This window comes from Streptomyces sp. NPDC056835, from assembly GCF_042789485.1.
GTDB lineage: Bacteria > Actinomycetota > Actinomycetes > Streptomycetales > Streptomycetaceae > Streptomyces.
Window position 1 is genome coordinate 74,742 of the sequence record NZ_JBHUBB010000004.1, and the last position, 16,435, is coordinate 91,176.

The window sequence follows — 16,435 nt, forward strand, 5'->3', positions numbered from 1 at the left end:
ATCCCCGCGTACACGGGGGATGGACGGAACAGCGGCTTCGATGAACAGTCTCCATTCCCCTGACAACGTTGTCCAGGGCCTATGCTCGACGCCACGGTCGTGGCAGGCAAACCCACGGCAAAGCGACCGGCGAATGAACACCGAAACACCGACGCAACGACGACAGGACAGCGCACTGTGGCCGACAACACCCGCCGCCCCGAGCCCCGTTACGGCAACAGGCCCACGATGAAGGATGTGGCCGCACGTGCCGGAGTAGGACTCAAGACGGTCTCCCGGGTGGTCAACGGGGAGCCGGGTGTCACACCCGACACCGAGCGCCGGGTCCAGGAGTCCATCGACGCGCTCGGCTTTCGCCGCAACGACTCGGCGCGCGTGCTGCGCAAGGGCCGAACCGCCAGCATCGGACTCGTCCTGGAAGATCTCGCCGACCCCTTCTACGGGCCGCTGAACCGCGCCGTCGAGGAGGTCGCCCGCGCCCACGGCGCGCTGCTGATCAACGGATCGAGCGCGGAGGACCCGGACCGCGAACAGGAATTGGTGCTGGCCCTCTGCGCGCGCCGGGTGGACGGGCTGATCGTGATCCCCGCCGGGCACGACCACCGCTATCTGGAGCCGGAGATCAAGGCCGGGGTGGCGACGGTGTTCGTGGACCGGCCGGCCGGCCGGATCGACGCGGACGCCGTACTCTCCGACAGCTTCGGCGGCGCCCGCTCCGGGGTCGCCCATCTGATCGCGCACGGCCATCGCAGGATCGGCTTCATCGGCGACCAGCCCCGGATCCACACGGCGAGCGAGCGGCTGCGCGGCTATCGCACGGCGATGGCGGACGCCGGGCTCGCCCTGCACGACGACTGGGTCTCGCTCGGCACGACCGCGCCGAAGCGGGTGCGTGACGCGGTTGTCGCGATGCTCGCGGGGCCCGAGCCGGTCACCGCGATCTTCACGGGCAACAACCGCGTGACGGTGACGGTGGTACGGGTACTGGCCGCGCACGACCGGCCGGTCGCCCTGGTCGGTTTCGACGACATCGAGCTCGCCGATCTGCTGGACCCGGGCGTAACCGTCATCGCGCAGGACGCGGCGACCCTGGGCCGTACGGCGGCGGAACGGCTCTTCCACCGCCTCGACGGGGCGGCCGACGCCCCGTCACAGGTGGTGCTGCCGACGCGGCTGATCGCCCGCGGCTCGGGAGAGATCCCGCCGCCCGCGGAGGGGTAGCAGCGCGAGAGCGACAGCCGGGCCCTGTCGCCGCCCCCCGTTCCCCGTTCCCCGAGACGGCCGAGACAGCCGTTGAGTCTCCTTCCGGTCCGGTCCGGCTCGGGGAGCGGCTACGGCGGCCCCGCTACGGAGCCGTCACCGTCAGGTCCGCGCGGCGCGGGATCGCGAAGCTCTCCAGATCGGCGCGGGTCAGGCCGGTGAGCCCGGCGACCTCGTCGCCGTCGAGGGCGCCGCAGTCGAGTCCGCGCAGCAGATAGCCGCTGAGCGCCTTGGCGGTGGCGGGCTCGTCCATCACATCGCCGCCCGCCCTGGCGGCATAGGCGGCCAGCCGGGCGGCGGCCTGCTCCAGGCCCTCGCGGTAGAAGGCGTACACGGCGGCGTAGCGGGTCGGCAGCTGGCCCGGGTGCATGTCCCAGCCCTGGTAGTAGGCGCGGGCGAGCGCGCGCCTGGTGAGGCCGTAGTGAAGCTTCCACGCCTCGTGGACCTGTGCGGTGGGCCCCACCGGCAGGACGTTGGTGGAGCCGTCGCAGACCCGTACGCCCGTGCCGGCGGCGGCGACCTGCATGACCGCTTTGGCGTGGTCGGCGGCCGGGTGGTCGCTGGACTGGTACGCGGCGCTGACCCCGACGCAGGCGCTGTAGTCGAAGGTGCCGTAGTGCAGCCCGGTGGCCCGGCCGCCGGCCGCCTCGATCATCCGGGCCACGGTGGCGGTGCCGTCGGCGGCGAGGATCGACTGGCTGGTCTCGATCTGGATCTCGAACCCGATCCGGCCCGCGTCCAGGCCACGCGCCTTTTCGAACTCCCCGGCGAGCCGCGCCATCGCGGCGACCTGCTCGGCGTAGGTGACCTTGGGGAGCGTCAGAACCAGCCCCTCGGGAAAGCCGCCCGCCTCCATCAGTCCGCTCAGGAAGATATCGAGGGTCCTGATCGCCCGGTCGCGCACGGCGGCTTCGAGACACTTCATCCGGATGCCCATGTACGGGGCGGCCGTGCCGTCCCGGTACGCCTCATGGACGAGCCGGGCGGCGCGGGCGGCGTCCTCGTCCTCCTGGTGGCCGGAGCGGGGACCGTAGCCGTCCTCGAAGTCGATGCGCAGGTCTTCGACGGGCTCGCGGCTCAGCTTGTCCCGTACGCGCTCGTACACCGGTCCGGCCAGCTCACCGGAGAGGCCGAGCACCCGCGCCAGCGAGGCGGCGTCCGGAGCGTGTTCGTCGAGGGCGGCGAGCGCCTGGTCGCCCCAGGAGCGGATGGTGCCGGCGGCGAAGGCGTCACCGGGTACGTAGACGGTATGGACGGGCTGGCGGGTGCCCGGGTCGCCCGGGTAGCGGCGGGCCAGCTCCGCGTCGACCGACGCGAGGGAGGCACCGACGGCCGCGCCGACCGCGTCCGGGAGACTCGTGGCCACCTTCTCCTGCTGCCCCATTCCCACGTCCTCCAATGTTCCGCTCTGCGGAATCAACAATCCGTTGAATGAAGTTAATCGGCAGGCTCGCACCACGTCAACGACGCGGGGCCACGCGGTGAGGATCACCACGCGGCCCCGGGTCCGTACAGCGTCGGCGGGTCAGCCCTTGCGGATCTTGACCTCGTCGGTGAGCTGGGGGACGACTTCGAAGAGGTCGCCGACGACCCCGTAGTCGACGAGGTCGAAGATCGGCGCCTCGGCGTCCTTGTTGATCGCCACGATCGTCTTGGACGTCTGCATGCCGGCGCGGTGCTGGATGGCGCCGGAGATGCCGGAGGCGATGTACAGCTGCGGGGAGACGGACTTGCCGGTCTGGCCGACCTGGCTGGAGTGCGGGTACCAGCCGGCGTCGACGGCGGCGCGGGAGGCCCCGACGGCCGCGCCGAGGGAGTCGGCGAGCGCCTCGATGATCGCGAAGTTCTCGGCTCCGTTGACGCCACGGCCGCCGGAGACGACGATCGCGGCCTCGGTCAGCTCCGGGCGTCCCGTCGACTCGCGCGGGGTGCGGGAGACGACCTTCGTACCGGTGGCCTTCTCGGAGAAGGAGACCGCCAGGGCCTCGACGGCGCCCGCGGCCGGAGCGGCCTCGACCGGGGCCGAGTTGGGCTTCACGGTGATGACCGGGGTGCCCTTGGAGACCCGGGTCCTGGTGGTGAACGCGGCGGCGAACACCGACTGCGTCGCCACCGGTCCCTGGTCGCCGGCCTCCAGGTCGATGGCGTCCGTGATGATCCCGGAGCCGATACGGACCGCGAGCCTGGCGGCGATCTCCTTGGCCTCGGCGGAGGACGGGAGCAGCACCGCGGCCGGCGAGACGGCGTCATAGGCGGCCTGGAGCGCGTCGACCTTCGGTACGACGAGGTAGTCGGCGAACTCGGCGGCGTCGGCGGTGAGCACCTTCACCGCGCCGTGCTCGGCGAGCGCGGGGGCGGTGCTTCCGGCGCCGGGGCCGAGCGCGACGGCGACGGGCTCGCCGAGGCGGCGGGCCAGCGTCAGCAGCTCCAGCGTGGGCTTGCGGACGGCACCGTCCACGTGGTCGACGTAGACGAGAACTTCAGCCATGGGACTTCTTCTCTCCTGCTTGCGAAAGATCGAAAGATGATGAGGGGCGGTCTGCGGGCGGGGCTCAGATGAACTTCTGGCCCGCGAGGAAGGCGGCCAGTTGCTTGCCGCCCTCGCCCTCGTCCTTGACGATCGTGCCCGCGGTACGGGCCGGACGCTCCGCCGCCGAGTCGACCGCGGTCCAGGCGCCTTCGAGACCGACCTCGTCCGCGTCGATCTCCAGGTCCTCCAGGTCCCAGGACTGCACCGGCTTCTTCTTCGCGGCCATGATGCCCTTGAAGGACGGGTAACGCGCCTCGCCCGACTGGTCCGTCACGGACACGACCGCCGGAAGTGAGGCCTCCAGCCGCTCGGACGCGGTGTCGCCGTCGCGGCGGCCCTTGACGAGTCCGTCCGCCACCGCGACCTCGGAGAGCAGCGTGACCTGCGGGACGCCCAGCCGCTCGGAGAGGATCGCGGGCAGCACGCCCATCGTGCCGTCGGTGGAAGCCATACCGCAGATGACCAGGTCGTAACCGGTCTTCTCGATGGCCTTGGCGAGGACCAGGGAGGTGCCGATGACGTCCGTGCCGTGCAGGTCGTCGTCCTCGACGTGGACGGCCTTGTGGGCACCCATGGAGAGCGCCTTGCGGAGCGCGTCCTTGGCGTCCTCGGGGCCGACGGTCAGCACGGTGATCTCGGCGTCGTCCGCCTCGTCGGCGATCTGCAGTGCCTGCTCGACCGCGTACTCGTCGAGCTCCGACAGCAGACCGTCCACGTCGTCGCGGTCGACGGTCAGGTCATCGGCGAAGTGCCGGTCGCCGGTGGCGTCGGGCACGTACTTCACACAGACAACGATCCTCAAGCTCACGCCGGCTCTCCTACTGCATCGTCATTTCTGGGCTGCCTTGTTGCACGCAGCATAGGCGCCTTATCGGGCGGTTTCCGGTCGGGGAGACCGGCGCACCGGAGTAAATATTACTCGCCAGTACACCCAGAGTATTCCCACTGAGCAAGCGCTTGGAACTGTGACCTTGCCAACGCGGTGGGAGAGCCGGAGCGGGGAACCCTCAGTCGCGCAGCGCGTTGAAGCGTCCCTGGTGGTAGAGGAGCGGCCGGCCGCCGCCCGCGGGGTCGCCGACGACGGCCTGGGCGATCACCAGCCGGTGGTCCCCGGCGGGGACCCGGGCGATGACGCGGCAGACCAGCCAGGCCACTACGCCGTCGAGCACCGGTACCCCCTCGGGGCCGGTCCGCCAGGAGGTGGGCGGCCCGAACCGGTCGGCTCCGCTGCGCGCGAACGTGGCCGCCAGCTCCCTCTGGTGCTCGCCGAGTATGTGCACGCCGACATGGGCGGCCTCAGCGAGGACCGGCCAGCTGGAGGAGGAGGTGCCCACGCCGAAGGAGATCAACGGGGGCTCGGCGGCTGCCGAGTTGAGGGAGGTGGCGGTGAATCCGACCGGGCCCTCCCCCTGTGCCGTGATGACCGCGACACCCGCGGCGTGCTGCCGGAACACGGAGCGGAGCAGGTCGGGAGAGGCCAGTTGGGGAGTGGAGAGATCGGGTGTGGCCGTCATGGAGTTGTCCTTCTTCGGGAGTGACGAACGGGGCCGTGGCTGCTCAGACAGCCGGACAGCGCGCGCTCGCGTTGCGGGCCAGGTCCACATGGACCCGCCCGTAGAGAAGGAGTTCTTGGGGCACCTCGTCAGCGTGACGACAGGTGGCGGGCGCGGTCAAGTACGTATCCTCCGCACCCGCGTCACGCCCCGGCGTCACACCGCCTCACCCAGCGCGGCGATCACGTCCACTGTGCGCGGCCGGCCGGCGGCCCTCCGTACGACGTGGCCCCCGGCGTCCAGTACCAGCACCGTGGGGGTCCTGAGGATGCCCAGCCGGCGCACCAGCTCCAGCCGGTCCTCGGCGTCCAGCTCCACATGGGAGACGCCGTCGACCATCCCCGCCACTTCGGCGAGGACGCGCCGGGTGGCCCGGCAGGGCTGGCAGAACGCGGTGGAGAACTGGACGAGCGTGGCCCGCTCCCCCAGTTCGGCGCCCAGCTCGGCCGCGCCCAGAACAGGGCCCAGCCGCTTCCCGTCTTCGCTCCCCCGCACTTTCAGCCTCCCGTCGCCGCGCCCGCACGGCGCTCCGGACGTGCCCTCCGCCGCGAGCACCGCGCGCGCACCGCGAGCCCTGTCGCCACGAGCCCTGTCGTCGTCATCGACGGATGCAGCGTTCACACAACCGCGAAATATTCCGCGGCCCCCCGCGCGGCCGGGGTGCGAGATGTACCTGTTGGTCCGGCACACCACGGCTGTGCTGCGGTGATATGACGTCGACGTGACAAGAATCTCGCCGGACGCACAGACCAGGACTGGCCACGGGGCCGCGTATGGGGCACCATCGGCGCAATGCCGAAAACCTACGGCTGCGTAACTTCCGCCGGGAGAACCCTCCCCGGAACAGAAGGGTCCTCACCTGATGGCAGAGCTCGTCTATCGGCCGGTCATCGGCGCCGCCCGCACGATGTTCAAGGCGCTGGACCTGAAGATCGACACTCAGGGTTCCGAGCACATCCCGCGCACCGGTGGCGCCGTGCTCGTCAGTAACCACATCAGCTATCTGGACTTCATCTTCACGGGGCTCGCGGCGCTCCCGCAGAAGCGTCTGGTGCGTTTCATGGCCAAGGAGTCGGTCTTCCGGCACAAGGTCTCCGGCCCCCTCATGCGCGGCATGAAGCACATCCCGGTGGACCGCAAGCAGGGCGAGCAGGCGTACGCGCACGCGCTGGACTCGCTGCGCTCCGGCGAGATCGTCGGCGTGTTCCCCGAGGCGACCATCTCGCAGTCCTTCACGCTCAAGAGCTTCAAGTCGGGCGCGGCCAGGCTGGCGCAGGAGGCCGGGGTGCCGCTGATCCCGATGGCGTTGTGGGGCACCCAGCGAATGTGGACCAAGGGCCGGCCGCGCAACTTCAAGCGCAGCCATATCCCGGTGACGATCCGGGTCGGTGAGCAGATCGAGGCGGCGGCGGACCAGTACGCGGGAGCGATCACGCGGCGGCTGCGCGAGCGGGTGCAGGAGATGCTGGAGGCCGCGCAGCGCGCCTATCCGGTACGGCCCAGGGACGCGGCCGACACCTGGTGGGTGCCCGCGCACCTCGGCGGGACCGCGCCCACCCCCGCGGAGGCCCGTACGGCGGAGACCGGCTGAGCCGAGGCACGCTGAAACGTCTCTCCTGACCGGAACGTCTCCGCCCCGGCCGGGGCCCGCCCTCCTGTAGGAGAGGGCAGGGGCACGGCCGGGCCGGTCACCCCGCCGCGTGGACCGTGATCCGCGCCCCGGGGCTCAGCTTCTCCAGCGATTCGGCGAGTTCGGCACCCGCGGCGTCGAGCGCGTCGCGGGTCATGGGGGCCAGGCTCTCCAGCAGGAAGACCGCGTTCACCGACTCTTCGGTGAGCCGGGTACGCACGCCCTGACGCCAGTTCCACCGACGGCAGGTGACACCTTCGTCGTCGCACCAGACGACCTCGCCCGGCTCGGGACGCTCCACCGTCGTCTCGCCGCCGGCGACCGTCGCGAACGGCTCCTCGCCCGTGGCGCGCACGAGCCGCATGCCGCCGACGATCCGGTCGGTGTCCTCGCCGCCGACGGGGATCAGATGGGCGACGCTGATGGCGTTGTAGAGGTCGACCAGCAGATTGATCCGCGGCAGCCCGGCGTCGGACAGGGCGCGCTTGGCCAGTGCCTCCGCGGAGTTACGGGTACGGGAGGGCTTGGCCCCGAACGCGGTGTACGCCGCGCGCCAGGCGGCCAGATGCGCGTCCTCGTGCGGGGCGCGGCCGTCCAGCCGGTCGGCGAGCCTGCGGGCCGCGTCGTCCAGCAGGGCCGAACTGTCCGCGTCGCTGGGGCCGTTGACCAGCCCGTGGGCCTCGACGGCGAGATGGGTGAAGCCGGGCGCGAGGGTGCGCACCTCGTCCGACACGGTGAGCGTCAGGGTCATGGTCTGCTGTGCCTCGGTGCTTTCGGAGTGGCGGTCAGAGGGCGGTGGGCAGCGTCCGCCAGAGGCGGTGCCGGTCGGGGGCGGCTCTCAGCGCACTCAGAACGACCGGATGTGGTGCATCATAAAGCACTGGATAGTCTACCTCATTGCACTCCGGGCGGACGGTCCAGGCCAGCCGCTCGCCCTCCAGCGAGAACTGGGCATCGATCCCCGGCTTGTTGCCGCGCGGATCCTGCCGGGCCCAGGATTCCTGGCCCGGCAGCCGGACCGCGACAAGCCCGTGAAGGACCGCGTTGGTTCCGTCGTCGTCGGCGAGCCTCTGGTAGCACAGGGCTGTCGGGATGGACTGTGCCCGCAGCAGCGCGGCCAGGGCATGGGCCTTGGCGTAACAGATGCCGGTGCGCAGCGCGAGAACGTCCGAAGCGCGCCAAGTGACGCGCGGGTCCTCCGCGTCGGCCGAGTGCGGGACCATGTCACGGACGAACTCGTACGCGGCCCTCGCGTATGAGTATGCGTCCGCGCTATCGGCACGGAGCCGGGCGGCCGTCTCCCGTATCAGCGGATGGACATGGTCGATGACCTCATCGGCCGCCAGGTAGGCGGAGAGATCGGGGTTCTGCTGGATCAGCCGCATAGCGGCCACTCTAGGGACAGGACCGGCCGGAATCCAATGGTTTTCCGGCCGGTCACATATCTATGCAAACGCCCGCGCTATCGCGCCATCTCTTCCTTGAGCGCCTGCACGAAGGCGTCGACGTCGTCCTCCGTCGTGTCGAAGGAGCACATCCAGCGGACGTCCCCGGCCTTCTCGTCCCAGAAGTAGAACCGGAACCGGCGCTGGAGGCGGGTGCTGACCTCGTGCGGCAGCCGCGCGAAGACGGCGTTGGCCTGGACCGGGTGAAGGATCTCCACTCCGTCCACCGCGCGCACGCCCTCCGCGAGCCGCTGGGCCATCGCGTTGCTGTGCCGGGCGTTGCGCAGCCACAGATCGCCCGCGAGAAGTGCCTCCAACTGCACCGAGACGAACCGCATCTTGGACGCGAGCTGCATGGAGAGCTTGCGCAGATGCTTCATGGCCCGTGCGGCGTCCGGGTCGAGGACGACGACGGCCTCGCCGAAGAGCATCCCGTTCTTCGTGCCGCCGTAGGAGAGGACGTCCACACCGACGGTGTTGGTGAACGTCCGCATCGGTACGTCCAGCGACGCGGCGGCGTTGGATATCCGCGCCCCGTCGAGATGGACCTTCATACCCCGCTCATGAGCGTGCGCGCAGATGGCGCGGATCTCGTCGGGCGTGTAGACCGTGCCCAGTTCGGTGTTCTGGGCGATCGACACGACCTGCGGCATGGCCCGGTGCTCGTCGTCCCAGCCGTACGCCTGCCGGTCGATCAGCTCGGGCGTGAGCTTGCCGTCCGGAGTCGGTACGGTCAGCAGCTTGAGGCCGGCGACCCGCTCGGGGGCGCCGCCCTCGTCCACGTTGATATGCGCGGTCTCGGCGCAGATGACCGCGCCCCACCGGTCGGTGAGCGCCTGGAGCGCGACCACATTGGCGCCGGTGCCGTTGAAGACCGGAAAGGCCTCCGCCGTCGGGCCGAAGTGGCTGTGCATGACGCGCTGGAGGTGACCGGTGTAGTCGTCCTCCCCATAGGAGATCTGATGGCCGCCGTTGGCGAGGGCGAGCGCCGCCAGGACCTCGGGGTGCGCGCCCGCGTAGTTGTCGCTGGCGAAGCCGCGTACGTCGGGGTCGTGGTGCCGGCGCGCGTCCGTCGTACGGGACCTCACGGCTCGGGAGTCAGCCACAGGCGGTTTCCATTCACTTCCCGGGCGGGCCGGTCCCAGACTCCGGCGATGGCCTCGGCCAGGTCCGTGACGTCCGTGAAGCCCGCGAACTTCGCATTCGGGCGCTCGGCGCGCATCGCGTCGTGCACCAGTGCCTTGATGACCACAATGGCAGCCGCGGCCCGGGGACCTTCCTCGCCCCCCGCCTTGCGGAAGGCGTCGCCGAGGGCCAGCGTCCATGCCTCGGCGGCGGCCTTGGCGGCGGCGTAGGCGGCGTTGCCCGCGCTGGGCTTCGTCGCGCCCGCCGCGCTGACCAGCACGAAGCGTCCGCGATCGCTGCGCAGCAGTCCGCCCTCGAAGGCGAGGGAGGTGTGCTGGACGGTGCGGATCAGCAGCTTCTCCAGCAGCTCCCAGTCGGCGAGATCGGTCTCGGCGAAGGAGGCGCTGCCGCGCCAGCCGCCGACGAGATGGACCAGTCCGTCGATCCGGCCGAACTCCTTCTCGGTCTTGTCCGCCCAGGCGCGGGTGGCGGCGAGATCGAGCAGATCGACGGTGTCGCCGGTGACCGTGGCTCCGCCGTGCGCGTACCGCGCGGCGTCGACCGCCTCGGCCAGCCGGGTGGCGTCCGCGTCCGCGCCGACGACCGTGGCGCCGGCCTCCGCGAGCCGCAGCAGGGCGGCCCGGCCCGCGGGCCCCGCCGCTCCGGCCACCGCGACCACGGCACCGTCCAGTGCGCCGTTGGTGGCACCGCTTCCGTTCATGGCCGTGGCCTCCGTCGCCTCTCGCTCGCGAGGGCTCACGCGGCCGCTCGCCCGGTGTCGTTGGCGGTGATCCCCTTGGTGGAAGTAATTTGCCCGCCCGCTTCAGTTTTCACTTTATCCTCCACCAAATCTTCGTTCACGCCGTAAATCTTCATGGGAGGCAGAGTCTAGCCATCGGGCGCGGGCACCCCCTCGTGCGGGCCGTACGCCTCCAGAGCCTCGGCGTACAGGCCGGAGGTGAACCAGCGGCGAGCTACGCGGTGGACGACGGCCCAGCCCTTGCCGCCGATACGCTCGTCGCGGTCGTAGTCGTGCCACCCAGCGTCGTTGCGCAGCTTCTCCAGCAGCATGTCAAAGCATCCCCGGTCGTCAGGCTTGGGATTGCCCTCTCCTGCCAGGATGCCTTCGACCCGCGCCCACTGCTCGCGGGAGACCCTGGTCGGCCTCGTCGAGGGACGCAGCCAGCATCGCGATCTTCTTGCGTCGTGTGTTCCGCAGGCGGTTCAGCTTGCCGTCGATCTCCCGCAAGCGGGTCCGGTAGGACTCGGCACCGTCGGGGATGCCGCCCAGCCACTCGTCTACGAGCGCCTTGATCGCGTCGGGGTCCGTCAGGAGCTCGGCCACCTCGCCCCTGACCAGCCCTTCGGTCACCTCGCCGGGAATGCTTCGGCAGGCGTGCCCTTCCTTGGTCGTGGCCGAGTTCGAGCAGCGGTAGACCACGTCGCCCCTGCTCGGAGCGGGCCACGCCGTACCGGCTGTGGCCGCAGGCGCTGATCAGGTGGCCCGAGAGCAGGTGGTTGCTGTAGGAGGTCCGGAGGGTGCGTGGCTACAACCGGGCGGTCATCGAGAAGATCCTCCCCGCCGTCTGCGACCAGGACGCGGCATACGGCACGAAGAGAAGAACGGGCTCGCCCCCGAAGCCGACATGCCGAAGGGCCACGTCCCTCCTCCGGTACGGCCTCGACTGGGGCTACGACGAGATCGGCCTACACCAAGGCGGCCAAGAAGCGGGCTAAGCAGCAAACGCCGCTCAAGGGCAGCTCGCAAGTCTCAGGCGGCAGGTTCATGACCGAAGGCTCAGTGGCGGCCATTTACAGCTTTCGGACCATGACGGCATACAGCGGGGAATCGTCGGAGGACTTCGCCTCGCCTTCCTTGCTGTAGCTCCAGCGCTCATACAGGTCCTGGACTTTGGGGTGCTCAGTGTCCACCAGGAGGGTAACCACGTCGGCCGACACTGATTCGAGCAGCTCGTCGTGGATCTGGTGTGCCCGTCCAGTGCCGCGCCACTTGGGAACAACCATGAGTTCGGACAAAGCAAACACGGAGCCTCTAAGGGCAGAGGGACGCCGGTGCCCCTTCCACCACCCGCCCGGCTTGAACTTCGAACCGTAGGCATAGCCAACCGGGCCACCCTCTTCCCAGCCCGAGACGCAATGCCAGTCTTCCCGTGCCGACCAGAGATCAACGAAATAGGAGAAGCGCTCACGCGAGTTGAACGGGGTCGGGTCATCGGCGTATGCCTCATCGTGGATGTCCAATAGCAAAGAACGTACATGCCGCGCGTCGGCGTGTGTGTAGTGCTTCAGATCCATTGGCCGGACTCCTCAACCCACTCGGCGACCTCAGGGGCCTTCGACCCCGAGGCTACGAGCACCTTGCGCGTCGCGGCCAGAGTGTTGGTCGTGCGTCGTGATCCGGACAACGGAGGCAGCATCATGTACGCCCGCCGGCTCGTTGCGCAGGCGAGCTCCAAATCCTCTTGCCTGGCCTGAGCCAGGGCCAAGTGGGCGGTATACAAGGCTCGATTGCGGACCCTCCCTTCCGGGATGGCCGCAAGGGTGCGGTGCAGGCAGTATTCGGCGCGCCCGTGATCCCCGAGCGCCGTCCATGTGAACGAGGACAGGGCGTCAAGCTCACTGTTGTCATAGAACCTGATCCACTCGGGGCGCTGTTCGTCGGCAGTGCGGCCAAAGGACCGCTCCGCATCCCTGAGAGCGCGCAGGGCCTCGGTCCGCCGCCGCAGGCGCGCTAGTCCGTTGGCGGTGCGCAAGTGCCCGAGAGAGGCGTACAGCGGGTCTCGCCGTGCGATTGACGAGCGCTTCAGGACCTCTGCGCCAGCGACAGCTTCAGCGTGATTCTCCCGCTGGCTGGATGTCAGCGTCATGTGGTCCCAGACGTGATACATCGCCTCACTGTCCCGGGAGAGACCAGCGAAGGTCAGGGCCTGGCTGAGATGTGCTCGTGCCCGCCGAGGTGCGCTCGCGTCGATCGAGGCGAAGGCGGCCGAGCTGATGACCTCCGCGGCGAGCCTATAAAGCATGTCCTGTACGCGAGTTGAGGCGGTGGACACCGCTAGGGCGGACTGAATTCGAGAAGCCAGTTCCACCGCCAGGTTCTCCACCTTCCGAGCGCCCCGTCCCGCGTCGTCACGCCGAAGGATGGCCACGTAATCCTGATGGAAGCGCCGGACGTCATTGACACCGAGCTTGGTGCCCAGTCGTCCATGGTTGCTGACACCCGATGTCCCAATAGCCAAGACCGAACCGCTCGCTGCGGAGAGGAACGTACGACGGTGCACAGGATCTTCCTCCAGTGGTGCACTGCTCTTCTTGCGGGGCACGAACCCCAGATCTTCGGCACGTGCGGAGAGAACCCGTTCCAGACACAGCCTGATGCGATCCTGCGGCCACTTTGTCTTGCCTCGCAGCCATCGGCGCACATCCGAGTCAGTGACGTTGCCCGGCTTCGCCGTGAGAAGTTCAATCTCAAGATTGACCTGACGTGCTAACTCGGCCTGACTGAAGCCGAGTTCCGCAATCCGGTCTGCAAGCTGCCGGTTCATCTGGGACATGTCCCCACGGTAGCTCTGGGCGACCTCGGGGACACGGAGGGAAGGTAAAAATCACCGGGGTTGTGCGGTGCCCACGCCGCCTGCTTCACCTGTCCCGGATACCTCATCCGCCGTTGACTAAGCATCGCCAGACAGCAAGGGCCACGGAGGGAACCGGCGGCATGACGAAACAGAGCACCCCCACTCCTCAGCCGTACGCGGTCGACTTGACGACGATCTCGCAGACGGTGAGGCAGGCACTCGAACTCCGTATCTCGCTTCCCGAGCGGGAGTGGACGGACATCACGACACTGAAGCTGTGCGGTCACTTGGCCACGCTGATCGATGACGAAGTCTGGGACGTCGAGACTGCCCAGTCGCGGGCGATGCTCAAAGAGGCCCGAGAACTGCTCGGGGACAATGCCCGCCCCACCGAGGCGACGCCTCCCGGCTTCGCGTACGAGTACATGCGGAGCTTGGCCCTGGCCACCCGAACAACTGCCGCCGCCTACCGGCTCCGGCAGGTGGACCGCGCCAGGAAGATGCAAATCGAGAGGGCCGACCGGTGAGCCCGCGCGCGGAACAGACCGTCTACGTGACGACCGTTGGTGCTCTCGGCTGCGCCCTCGTACTGGCGGTGTGGCTGGGATGGTGAGCTACGAGGAATGGGTTCGCGCACGTCGCACGCCCCCCGAATTGTTCGCGATTGACCTGGACCCCCGCTCCGTTGAGTTGGGGAGGCGGGCCGAACGCTCGCTCCCGCCGTTCTGCCACCCCGTGAAGAAGGACAGGTCGAACGGCGGGAGCGGGTCAGACGGACTCCGCCAGCACGTAGGAAAACAACGACTCCCGGACCGAATGCCTGACAGCGGGCCTCGGGCGCGGGTGAGCAAGGCCCCGGTGTCCAAACCGGAGTCCGGTTCGGACGCCGGGCAGAACAGCCAGGTCTCACGAGAAGAAGGAGTGCTCAATGACTGCCAGCCAGGTCACGGAACGCCCGTTCGGGCTGACCAAAGCCGTTCCCGTACGTCCCGACGCGGGTGTGTACCCGGCCCTGAAGCTCTGCCCGGAACGGCAGATCAGCGTGACCGTGGACGGTGGCGAGCCGTTCATCCACGCCCCGTCGATGAAGTCCTCGTTCGAGACAGTGGCCCAGACCACCGAGGACAGCCAACTCGACGAGGAGAAGGGCACCGACACGGACTGATCAATCGGCTGACGGAGCGGAGGGATTGACCGATGACTGTCCTGGTGCTGACCGGTCCGAAAGATGCGACTGCTGATCTGGTGATCGCGGAACTCAACGAGCGCGGTGTGCCTGTTCACCGTCTCGATCCCGGAGACTTCCCCGAGAGCCTGATCATGGCAGCGCGCATCGGCCCCCAGCAAAGCGCTTGGGGTGGCGGCTTACGCGGTGAGCACCGGGACTTGGACCTCGGTCACGTTCGTTCCGTCTACTACCGGCGTCCAACGGAGTACCGCTTCCACCTCGATCCGTCGGGGCAGGACGCGGAGTGGGCAGCCGCCGAGGCCCGCGCCGGCCTCGGCGGCTTGCTCACAACGCTGGAATGCACATGGCTGAACCACCCCCGGAGGAACGCCGCCGCAGGCGTCAAGCCCGTTGCCCTCGCGACGGCAGCTCGGTGCGGGCTGGCCATCCCCGAGACGCTGATCACCAACGACCCGGCCGAGGCCAAGGCATTCCTCGAAAAGCTGCCCGGCCGGGTTGCCGCGTACAAGGCCCTCGGCACCCAGGCCCCCAGCGGCATCGACGGCGAACCGTACGCACTGTGGACCACCAAGGTTCACGCCTCCGAGATCACGGACGCTGTCAGCCTCACCGCCCACCAGTTCCAGGAGTGGATTCCCAAGGCGTACGACATCCGCCTGACGGTCGTGGCCGATCAGCTCTTCGCGGCCAAGATCCATAGCTCGTCAGAGGCCGCACGCATCGACATCCGCACCGACTACGACAGCCACACGTACGAGCCCTGCGACGTCCCGTACAAGGTCGCCGCGTGCGTCCGCAAGCTGATGGGCGTTTTCGACCTCCATTACGCCGCCAGGGACTTTCTCGTTAGTCACGGCGGGGACTGGCATCTGATCGACGTGAATCCGAACGGGCAGTGGGCCTTCGTCCCGGAACTCCGCACCCCCATCACCCACGCACTGGCTGACCTACTGGAAGGCACCCATGACCATCGCCGCACCGTCCGCTGACGAACTGCGCCGCATGATGACAGACCAGCTCACAGCCTCGGAGGCCCTGCGCTCCGAACGCTGGATTGACGCCTTCGCCAGCGTCCCCCGGCACGTGTTCGTGCCCAGGTTCACCGTACGAGTCCAGGGCAGCTTGCACGAGTACGACCAGGCAGACCCGGGCTGGCTCACGGCGGCTTACCGGGATGCGTCACTCCTGACACAGTTCGACGCCTCCGGCACCGCCACCAGCTCATCGACGCGCCCCTCGCTCATGGCCACCATGCTCGAAGCTCTGGATGTGGCGGATGACAGTCACGTTCTGGAGATCGGGGTCGGTACCGGATACAACGCCGCTCTACTGGCGCACCGCCTCGGCAGCGATCGAGTCGTATCGGTGGATGTCGACCCTGGCCTTGTGAGCGCGGCGCAGAATCGACTCGGAAAGGCCGGCTACATCCCCAAGCTGATCGCCGGGGACGGCATGGCCGGCTGTGCCGAGCACGCCCCGTACGACAGGCTGCTGGCCACATGCGGTGTTGGCCGCATCCCCGACTCATGGCGGGAGCAGATCCGTCCGGGCGGCGTCATCGTCGCGAACGTGGGCTACGGCATCGCCCGCCTGACGCTCGACCGAGACCGACGCGCAGAGGGCCGGTTCCTCCCCGATCTGGCGGCCTTCATGGGGGCCCGGCCGGACACAGACGGCGCCGGCTCCACACCTCAGGAACTCACCGAGCTGCTGATCACGCCGGTCGGCAGTTCGCGCGAGATCACCCTTCCCGTGGGGCTCGGAGCCGAGATGGCGCAGTTCCTCCCCTCTCTCGCGCACCCCACCGTCAAGACCATCATCCTGAAGAACGACAGCGGCCAGGAGACGCGCTGTCTCTGGGAGCCGGACACGTCGTCCTGGGCCCGCATCACCCTGCTCGATGTCCGGACGGCACGCCTCGAACACGGAGGCCCGCGCGACCTCTGGGCCGAACGTGAACCCCTTCTCACCCACTGGGCGAATGCCGGCCGCCCCAGCGTTGACCGCTACGGCCTGACAGTCGACGAGGCTGGGGCGCATGCTCTCTGGCTCGATGAGCCCGCGAACGAGGTGGGAGCGCTTCAAGCGTCCTGAAGCAACGCGACTG

19 protein-coding genes are annotated in these 16,435 nt (G+C 68.9%); 6 read left to right on the forward strand and 13 right to left on the reverse strand.

Features of this window, described 5'->3' with window-relative positions; genetic code table 11:
- Window positions 1–228: 228 nt before the first annotated feature.
- On the forward strand, window positions 229–1,221 hold the full coding sequence (locus ACFRMN_RS06100; protein ID WP_383014534.1) for a LacI family DNA-binding transcriptional regulator: 993 nt from the start codon (window positions 229–231) through the stop codon (window positions 1,219–1,221).
- Between the two features lie 124 nt (window positions 1,222–1,345).
- On the opposite strand, the gene ACFRMN_RS06105 is transcribed toward ACFRMN_RS06100, so the two are convergent.
- From ACFRMN_RS06105 to ACFRMN_RS06125, 5 genes are all read right to left on the reverse strand, one after another.
- Window positions 1,346–2,644, reverse strand: coding sequence for a DUF6986 family protein (locus tag ACFRMN_RS06105; protein ID WP_383013982.1), 1,299 nt, complete (start codon window positions 2,642–2,644; stop codon window positions 1,346–1,348).
- A gap of 141 nt (window positions 2,645–2,785) precedes the next feature.
- Window positions 2,786–3,748 (reverse strand): electron transfer flavoprotein subunit alpha/FixB family protein, encoded by a 963-nt coding sequence (locus ACFRMN_RS06110; RefSeq protein WP_383013985.1) that lies wholly within the window; start codon window positions 3,746–3,748, stop codon window positions 2,786–2,788.
- A 64-nt stretch (window positions 3,749–3,812) separates the two neighbouring features.
- Window positions 3,813–4,598: an electron transfer flavoprotein subunit beta/FixA family protein gene (locus ACFRMN_RS06115; protein WP_383013988.1), complete on the reverse strand. Its 786-nt coding sequence runs from the start codon at window positions 4,596–4,598 to the stop codon at window positions 3,813–3,815.
- Between the two features lie 199 nt (window positions 4,599–4,797).
- Complete coding sequence (locus tag ACFRMN_RS06120) at window positions 4,798–5,304, reverse strand: flavin reductase family protein (protein WP_383013991.1); 507 nt, start codon at window positions 5,302–5,304, stop codon at window positions 4,798–4,800.
- 195 nt (window positions 5,305–5,499) lie between these two features.
- Window positions 5,500–5,898: a TlpA family protein disulfide reductase gene (locus tag ACFRMN_RS06125; protein WP_383014536.1), complete on the reverse strand. Its 399-nt coding sequence runs from the start codon at window positions 5,896–5,898 to the stop codon at window positions 5,500–5,502.
- A gap of 307 nt (window positions 5,899–6,205) precedes the next feature.
- Between ACFRMN_RS06125 and ACFRMN_RS06130 the strand changes: the two genes are divergently transcribed.
- On the forward strand, window positions 6,206–6,934 hold the full coding sequence (locus ACFRMN_RS06130; protein WP_249948869.1) for a 1-acyl-sn-glycerol-3-phosphate acyltransferase: 729 nt from the start codon (window positions 6,206–6,208) through the stop codon (window positions 6,932–6,934).
- A gap of 97 nt (window positions 6,935–7,031) precedes the next feature.
- On the opposite strand, the gene ACFRMN_RS06135 is transcribed toward ACFRMN_RS06130, so the two are convergent.
- The 8 genes from ACFRMN_RS06135 to ACFRMN_RS06170 form a co-directional block, all read right to left on the reverse strand.
- The gene (locus tag ACFRMN_RS06135) at window positions 7,032–7,724 is read right to left on the reverse strand and encodes a B3/4 domain-containing protein (protein ID WP_383013994.1); all 693 of its coding nucleotides are present in this window, start codon (window positions 7,722–7,724) and stop codon (window positions 7,032–7,034) included.
- Between the two features lie 34 nt (window positions 7,725–7,758).
- Entirely contained in the window at window positions 7,759–8,358 is a 600-nt protein-coding gene (locus ACFRMN_RS06140; protein WP_383013997.1) for a transglutaminase domain-containing protein, read from the reverse strand.
- Between the two features lie 77 nt (window positions 8,359–8,435).
- Window positions 8,436–9,524: a threonine aldolase family protein gene (locus ACFRMN_RS06145; RefSeq protein WP_383013999.1), complete on the reverse strand. Its 1,089-nt coding sequence runs from the start codon at window positions 9,522–9,524 to the stop codon at window positions 8,436–8,438.
- The gene (locus ACFRMN_RS06150; protein ID WP_383014002.1) at window positions 9,503–10,264 is read right to left on the reverse strand and encodes an SDR family NAD(P)-dependent oxidoreductase; all 762 of its coding nucleotides are present in this window, start codon (window positions 10,262–10,264) and stop codon (window positions 9,503–9,505) included. Before ACFRMN_RS06150 ends, ACFRMN_RS06145 begins: the two co-directional genes overlap by 22 nt.
- A gap of 167 nt (window positions 10,265–10,431) precedes the next feature.
- Entirely contained in the window at window positions 10,432–10,614 is a 183-nt protein-coding gene (locus ACFRMN_RS06155; RefSeq protein WP_383014005.1) for a hypothetical protein, read from the reverse strand.
- Window positions 10,615–10,633: 19 nt separating this feature from the next.
- Window positions 10,634–10,984: a hypothetical protein gene (locus ACFRMN_RS06160; RefSeq protein ID WP_383014007.1), complete on the reverse strand. Its 351-nt coding sequence runs from the start codon at window positions 10,982–10,984 to the stop codon at window positions 10,634–10,636.
- Between the two features lie 371 nt (window positions 10,985–11,355).
- Window positions 11,356–11,859, reverse strand: a complete 504-nt coding sequence (locus ACFRMN_RS06165; RefSeq protein ID WP_383014009.1) for a GNAT family N-acetyltransferase — start codon at window positions 11,857–11,859, stop codon at window positions 11,356–11,358.
- Window positions 11,850–13,118, reverse strand: a complete 1,269-nt coding sequence (locus ACFRMN_RS06170) for an XRE family transcriptional regulator (RefSeq protein ID WP_383014012.1) — start codon at window positions 13,116–13,118, stop codon at window positions 11,850–11,852. The genes ACFRMN_RS06165 and ACFRMN_RS06170 overlap by 10 nt, the downstream gene beginning before the upstream one ends.
- Before the next feature lie 161 nt (window positions 13,119–13,279).
- On the opposite strand from ACFRMN_RS06170, the gene ACFRMN_RS06175 reads away from it, so the two are divergent.
- From ACFRMN_RS06175 to ACFRMN_RS06190, 4 genes are all read left to right on the forward strand, one after another.
- Window positions 13,280–13,666 carry a hypothetical protein gene (locus ACFRMN_RS06175; protein ID WP_383014015.1) on the forward strand — a complete coding sequence of 129 codons (387 nt, stop codon included), beginning with the start codon at window positions 13,280–13,282 and terminating at the stop codon, window positions 13,664–13,666.
- 401 nt (window positions 13,667–14,067) lie between these two features.
- On the forward strand, window positions 14,068–14,304 hold the full coding sequence (gene tgmA / locus ACFRMN_RS06180) for a putative ATP-grasp-modified RiPP (protein ID WP_383014018.1): 237 nt from the start codon (window positions 14,068–14,070) through the stop codon (window positions 14,302–14,304).
- Window positions 14,305–14,336: 32 nt separating this feature from the next.
- Window positions 14,337–15,317, forward strand: a complete 981-nt coding sequence (gene tgmB, locus ACFRMN_RS06185) for an ATP-grasp ribosomal peptide maturase (protein WP_383014021.1) — start codon at window positions 14,337–14,339, stop codon at window positions 15,315–15,317.
- Window positions 15,292–16,422, forward strand: a complete 1,131-nt coding sequence (locus ACFRMN_RS06190) for a methyltransferase domain-containing protein (protein WP_383014024.1) — start codon at window positions 15,292–15,294, stop codon at window positions 16,420–16,422. The genes tgmB and ACFRMN_RS06190 overlap by 26 nt, the downstream gene beginning before the upstream one ends.
- The last annotated feature ends 13 nt before the right edge of the window (window positions 16,423–16,435 follow it).

Coding starts and splice junctions, on each gene's coding strand:
- ACFRMN_RS06170 (WP_383014012.1), bottom strand. CDS start 13,118: ATGTCCCAGATGAACCGGCAGCTTGCAGACCGGATTGCGGAACTCGGC.
- ACFRMN_RS06130 (WP_249948869.1), top strand. CDS start 6,206: ATGGCAGAGCTCGTCTATCGGCCGGTCATCGGCGCCGCCCGCACGATG.
- ACFRMN_RS06140 (WP_383013997.1), bottom strand. CDS start 8,358: ATGCGGCTGATCCAGCAGAACCCCGATCTCTCCGCCTACCTGGCGGCC.
- tgmA (WP_383014018.1), top strand. CDS start 14,068: ATGACTGCCAGCCAGGTCACGGAACGCCCGTTCGGGCTGACCAAAGCC.
- ACFRMN_RS06175 (WP_383014015.1), top strand. CDS start 13,280: ATGACGAAACAGAGCACCCCCACTCCTCAGCCGTACGCGGTCGACTTG.
- ACFRMN_RS06100 (WP_383014534.1), top strand. CDS start 229: ATGAAGGATGTGGCCGCACGTGCCGGAGTAGGACTCAAGACGGTCTCC.
- ACFRMN_RS06135 (WP_383013994.1), bottom strand. CDS start 7,724: ATGACCCTGACGCTCACCGTGTCGGACGAGGTGCGCACCCTCGCGCCC.
- tgmB (WP_383014021.1), top strand. CDS start 14,337: ATGACTGTCCTGGTGCTGACCGGTCCGAAAGATGCGACTGCTGATCTG.
- ACFRMN_RS06165 (WP_383014009.1), bottom strand. CDS start 11,859: ATGGATCTGAAGCACTACACACACGCCGACGCGCGGCATGTACGTTCT.
- ACFRMN_RS06105 (WP_383013982.1), bottom strand. CDS start 2,644: ATGGGGCAGCAGGAGAAGGTGGCCACGAGTCTCCCGGACGCGGTCGGC.
- ACFRMN_RS06190 (WP_383014024.1), top strand. CDS start 15,292: ATGACCATCGCCGCACCGTCCGCTGACGAACTGCGCCGCATGATGACA.
- ACFRMN_RS06150 (WP_383014002.1), bottom strand. CDS start 10,264: ATGAACGGAAGCGGTGCCACCAACGGCGCACTGGACGGTGCCGTGGTC.
- ACFRMN_RS06155 (WP_383014005.1), bottom strand. CDS start 10,614: ATGCTGCTGGAGAAGCTGCGCAACGACGCTGGGTGGCACGACTACGAC.
- ACFRMN_RS06120 (WP_383013991.1), bottom strand. CDS start 5,304: ATGACGGCCACACCCGATCTCTCCACTCCCCAACTGGCCTCTCCCGAC.
- ACFRMN_RS06110 (WP_383013985.1), bottom strand. CDS start 3,748: ATGGCTGAAGTTCTCGTCTACGTCGACCACGTGGACGGTGCCGTCCGC.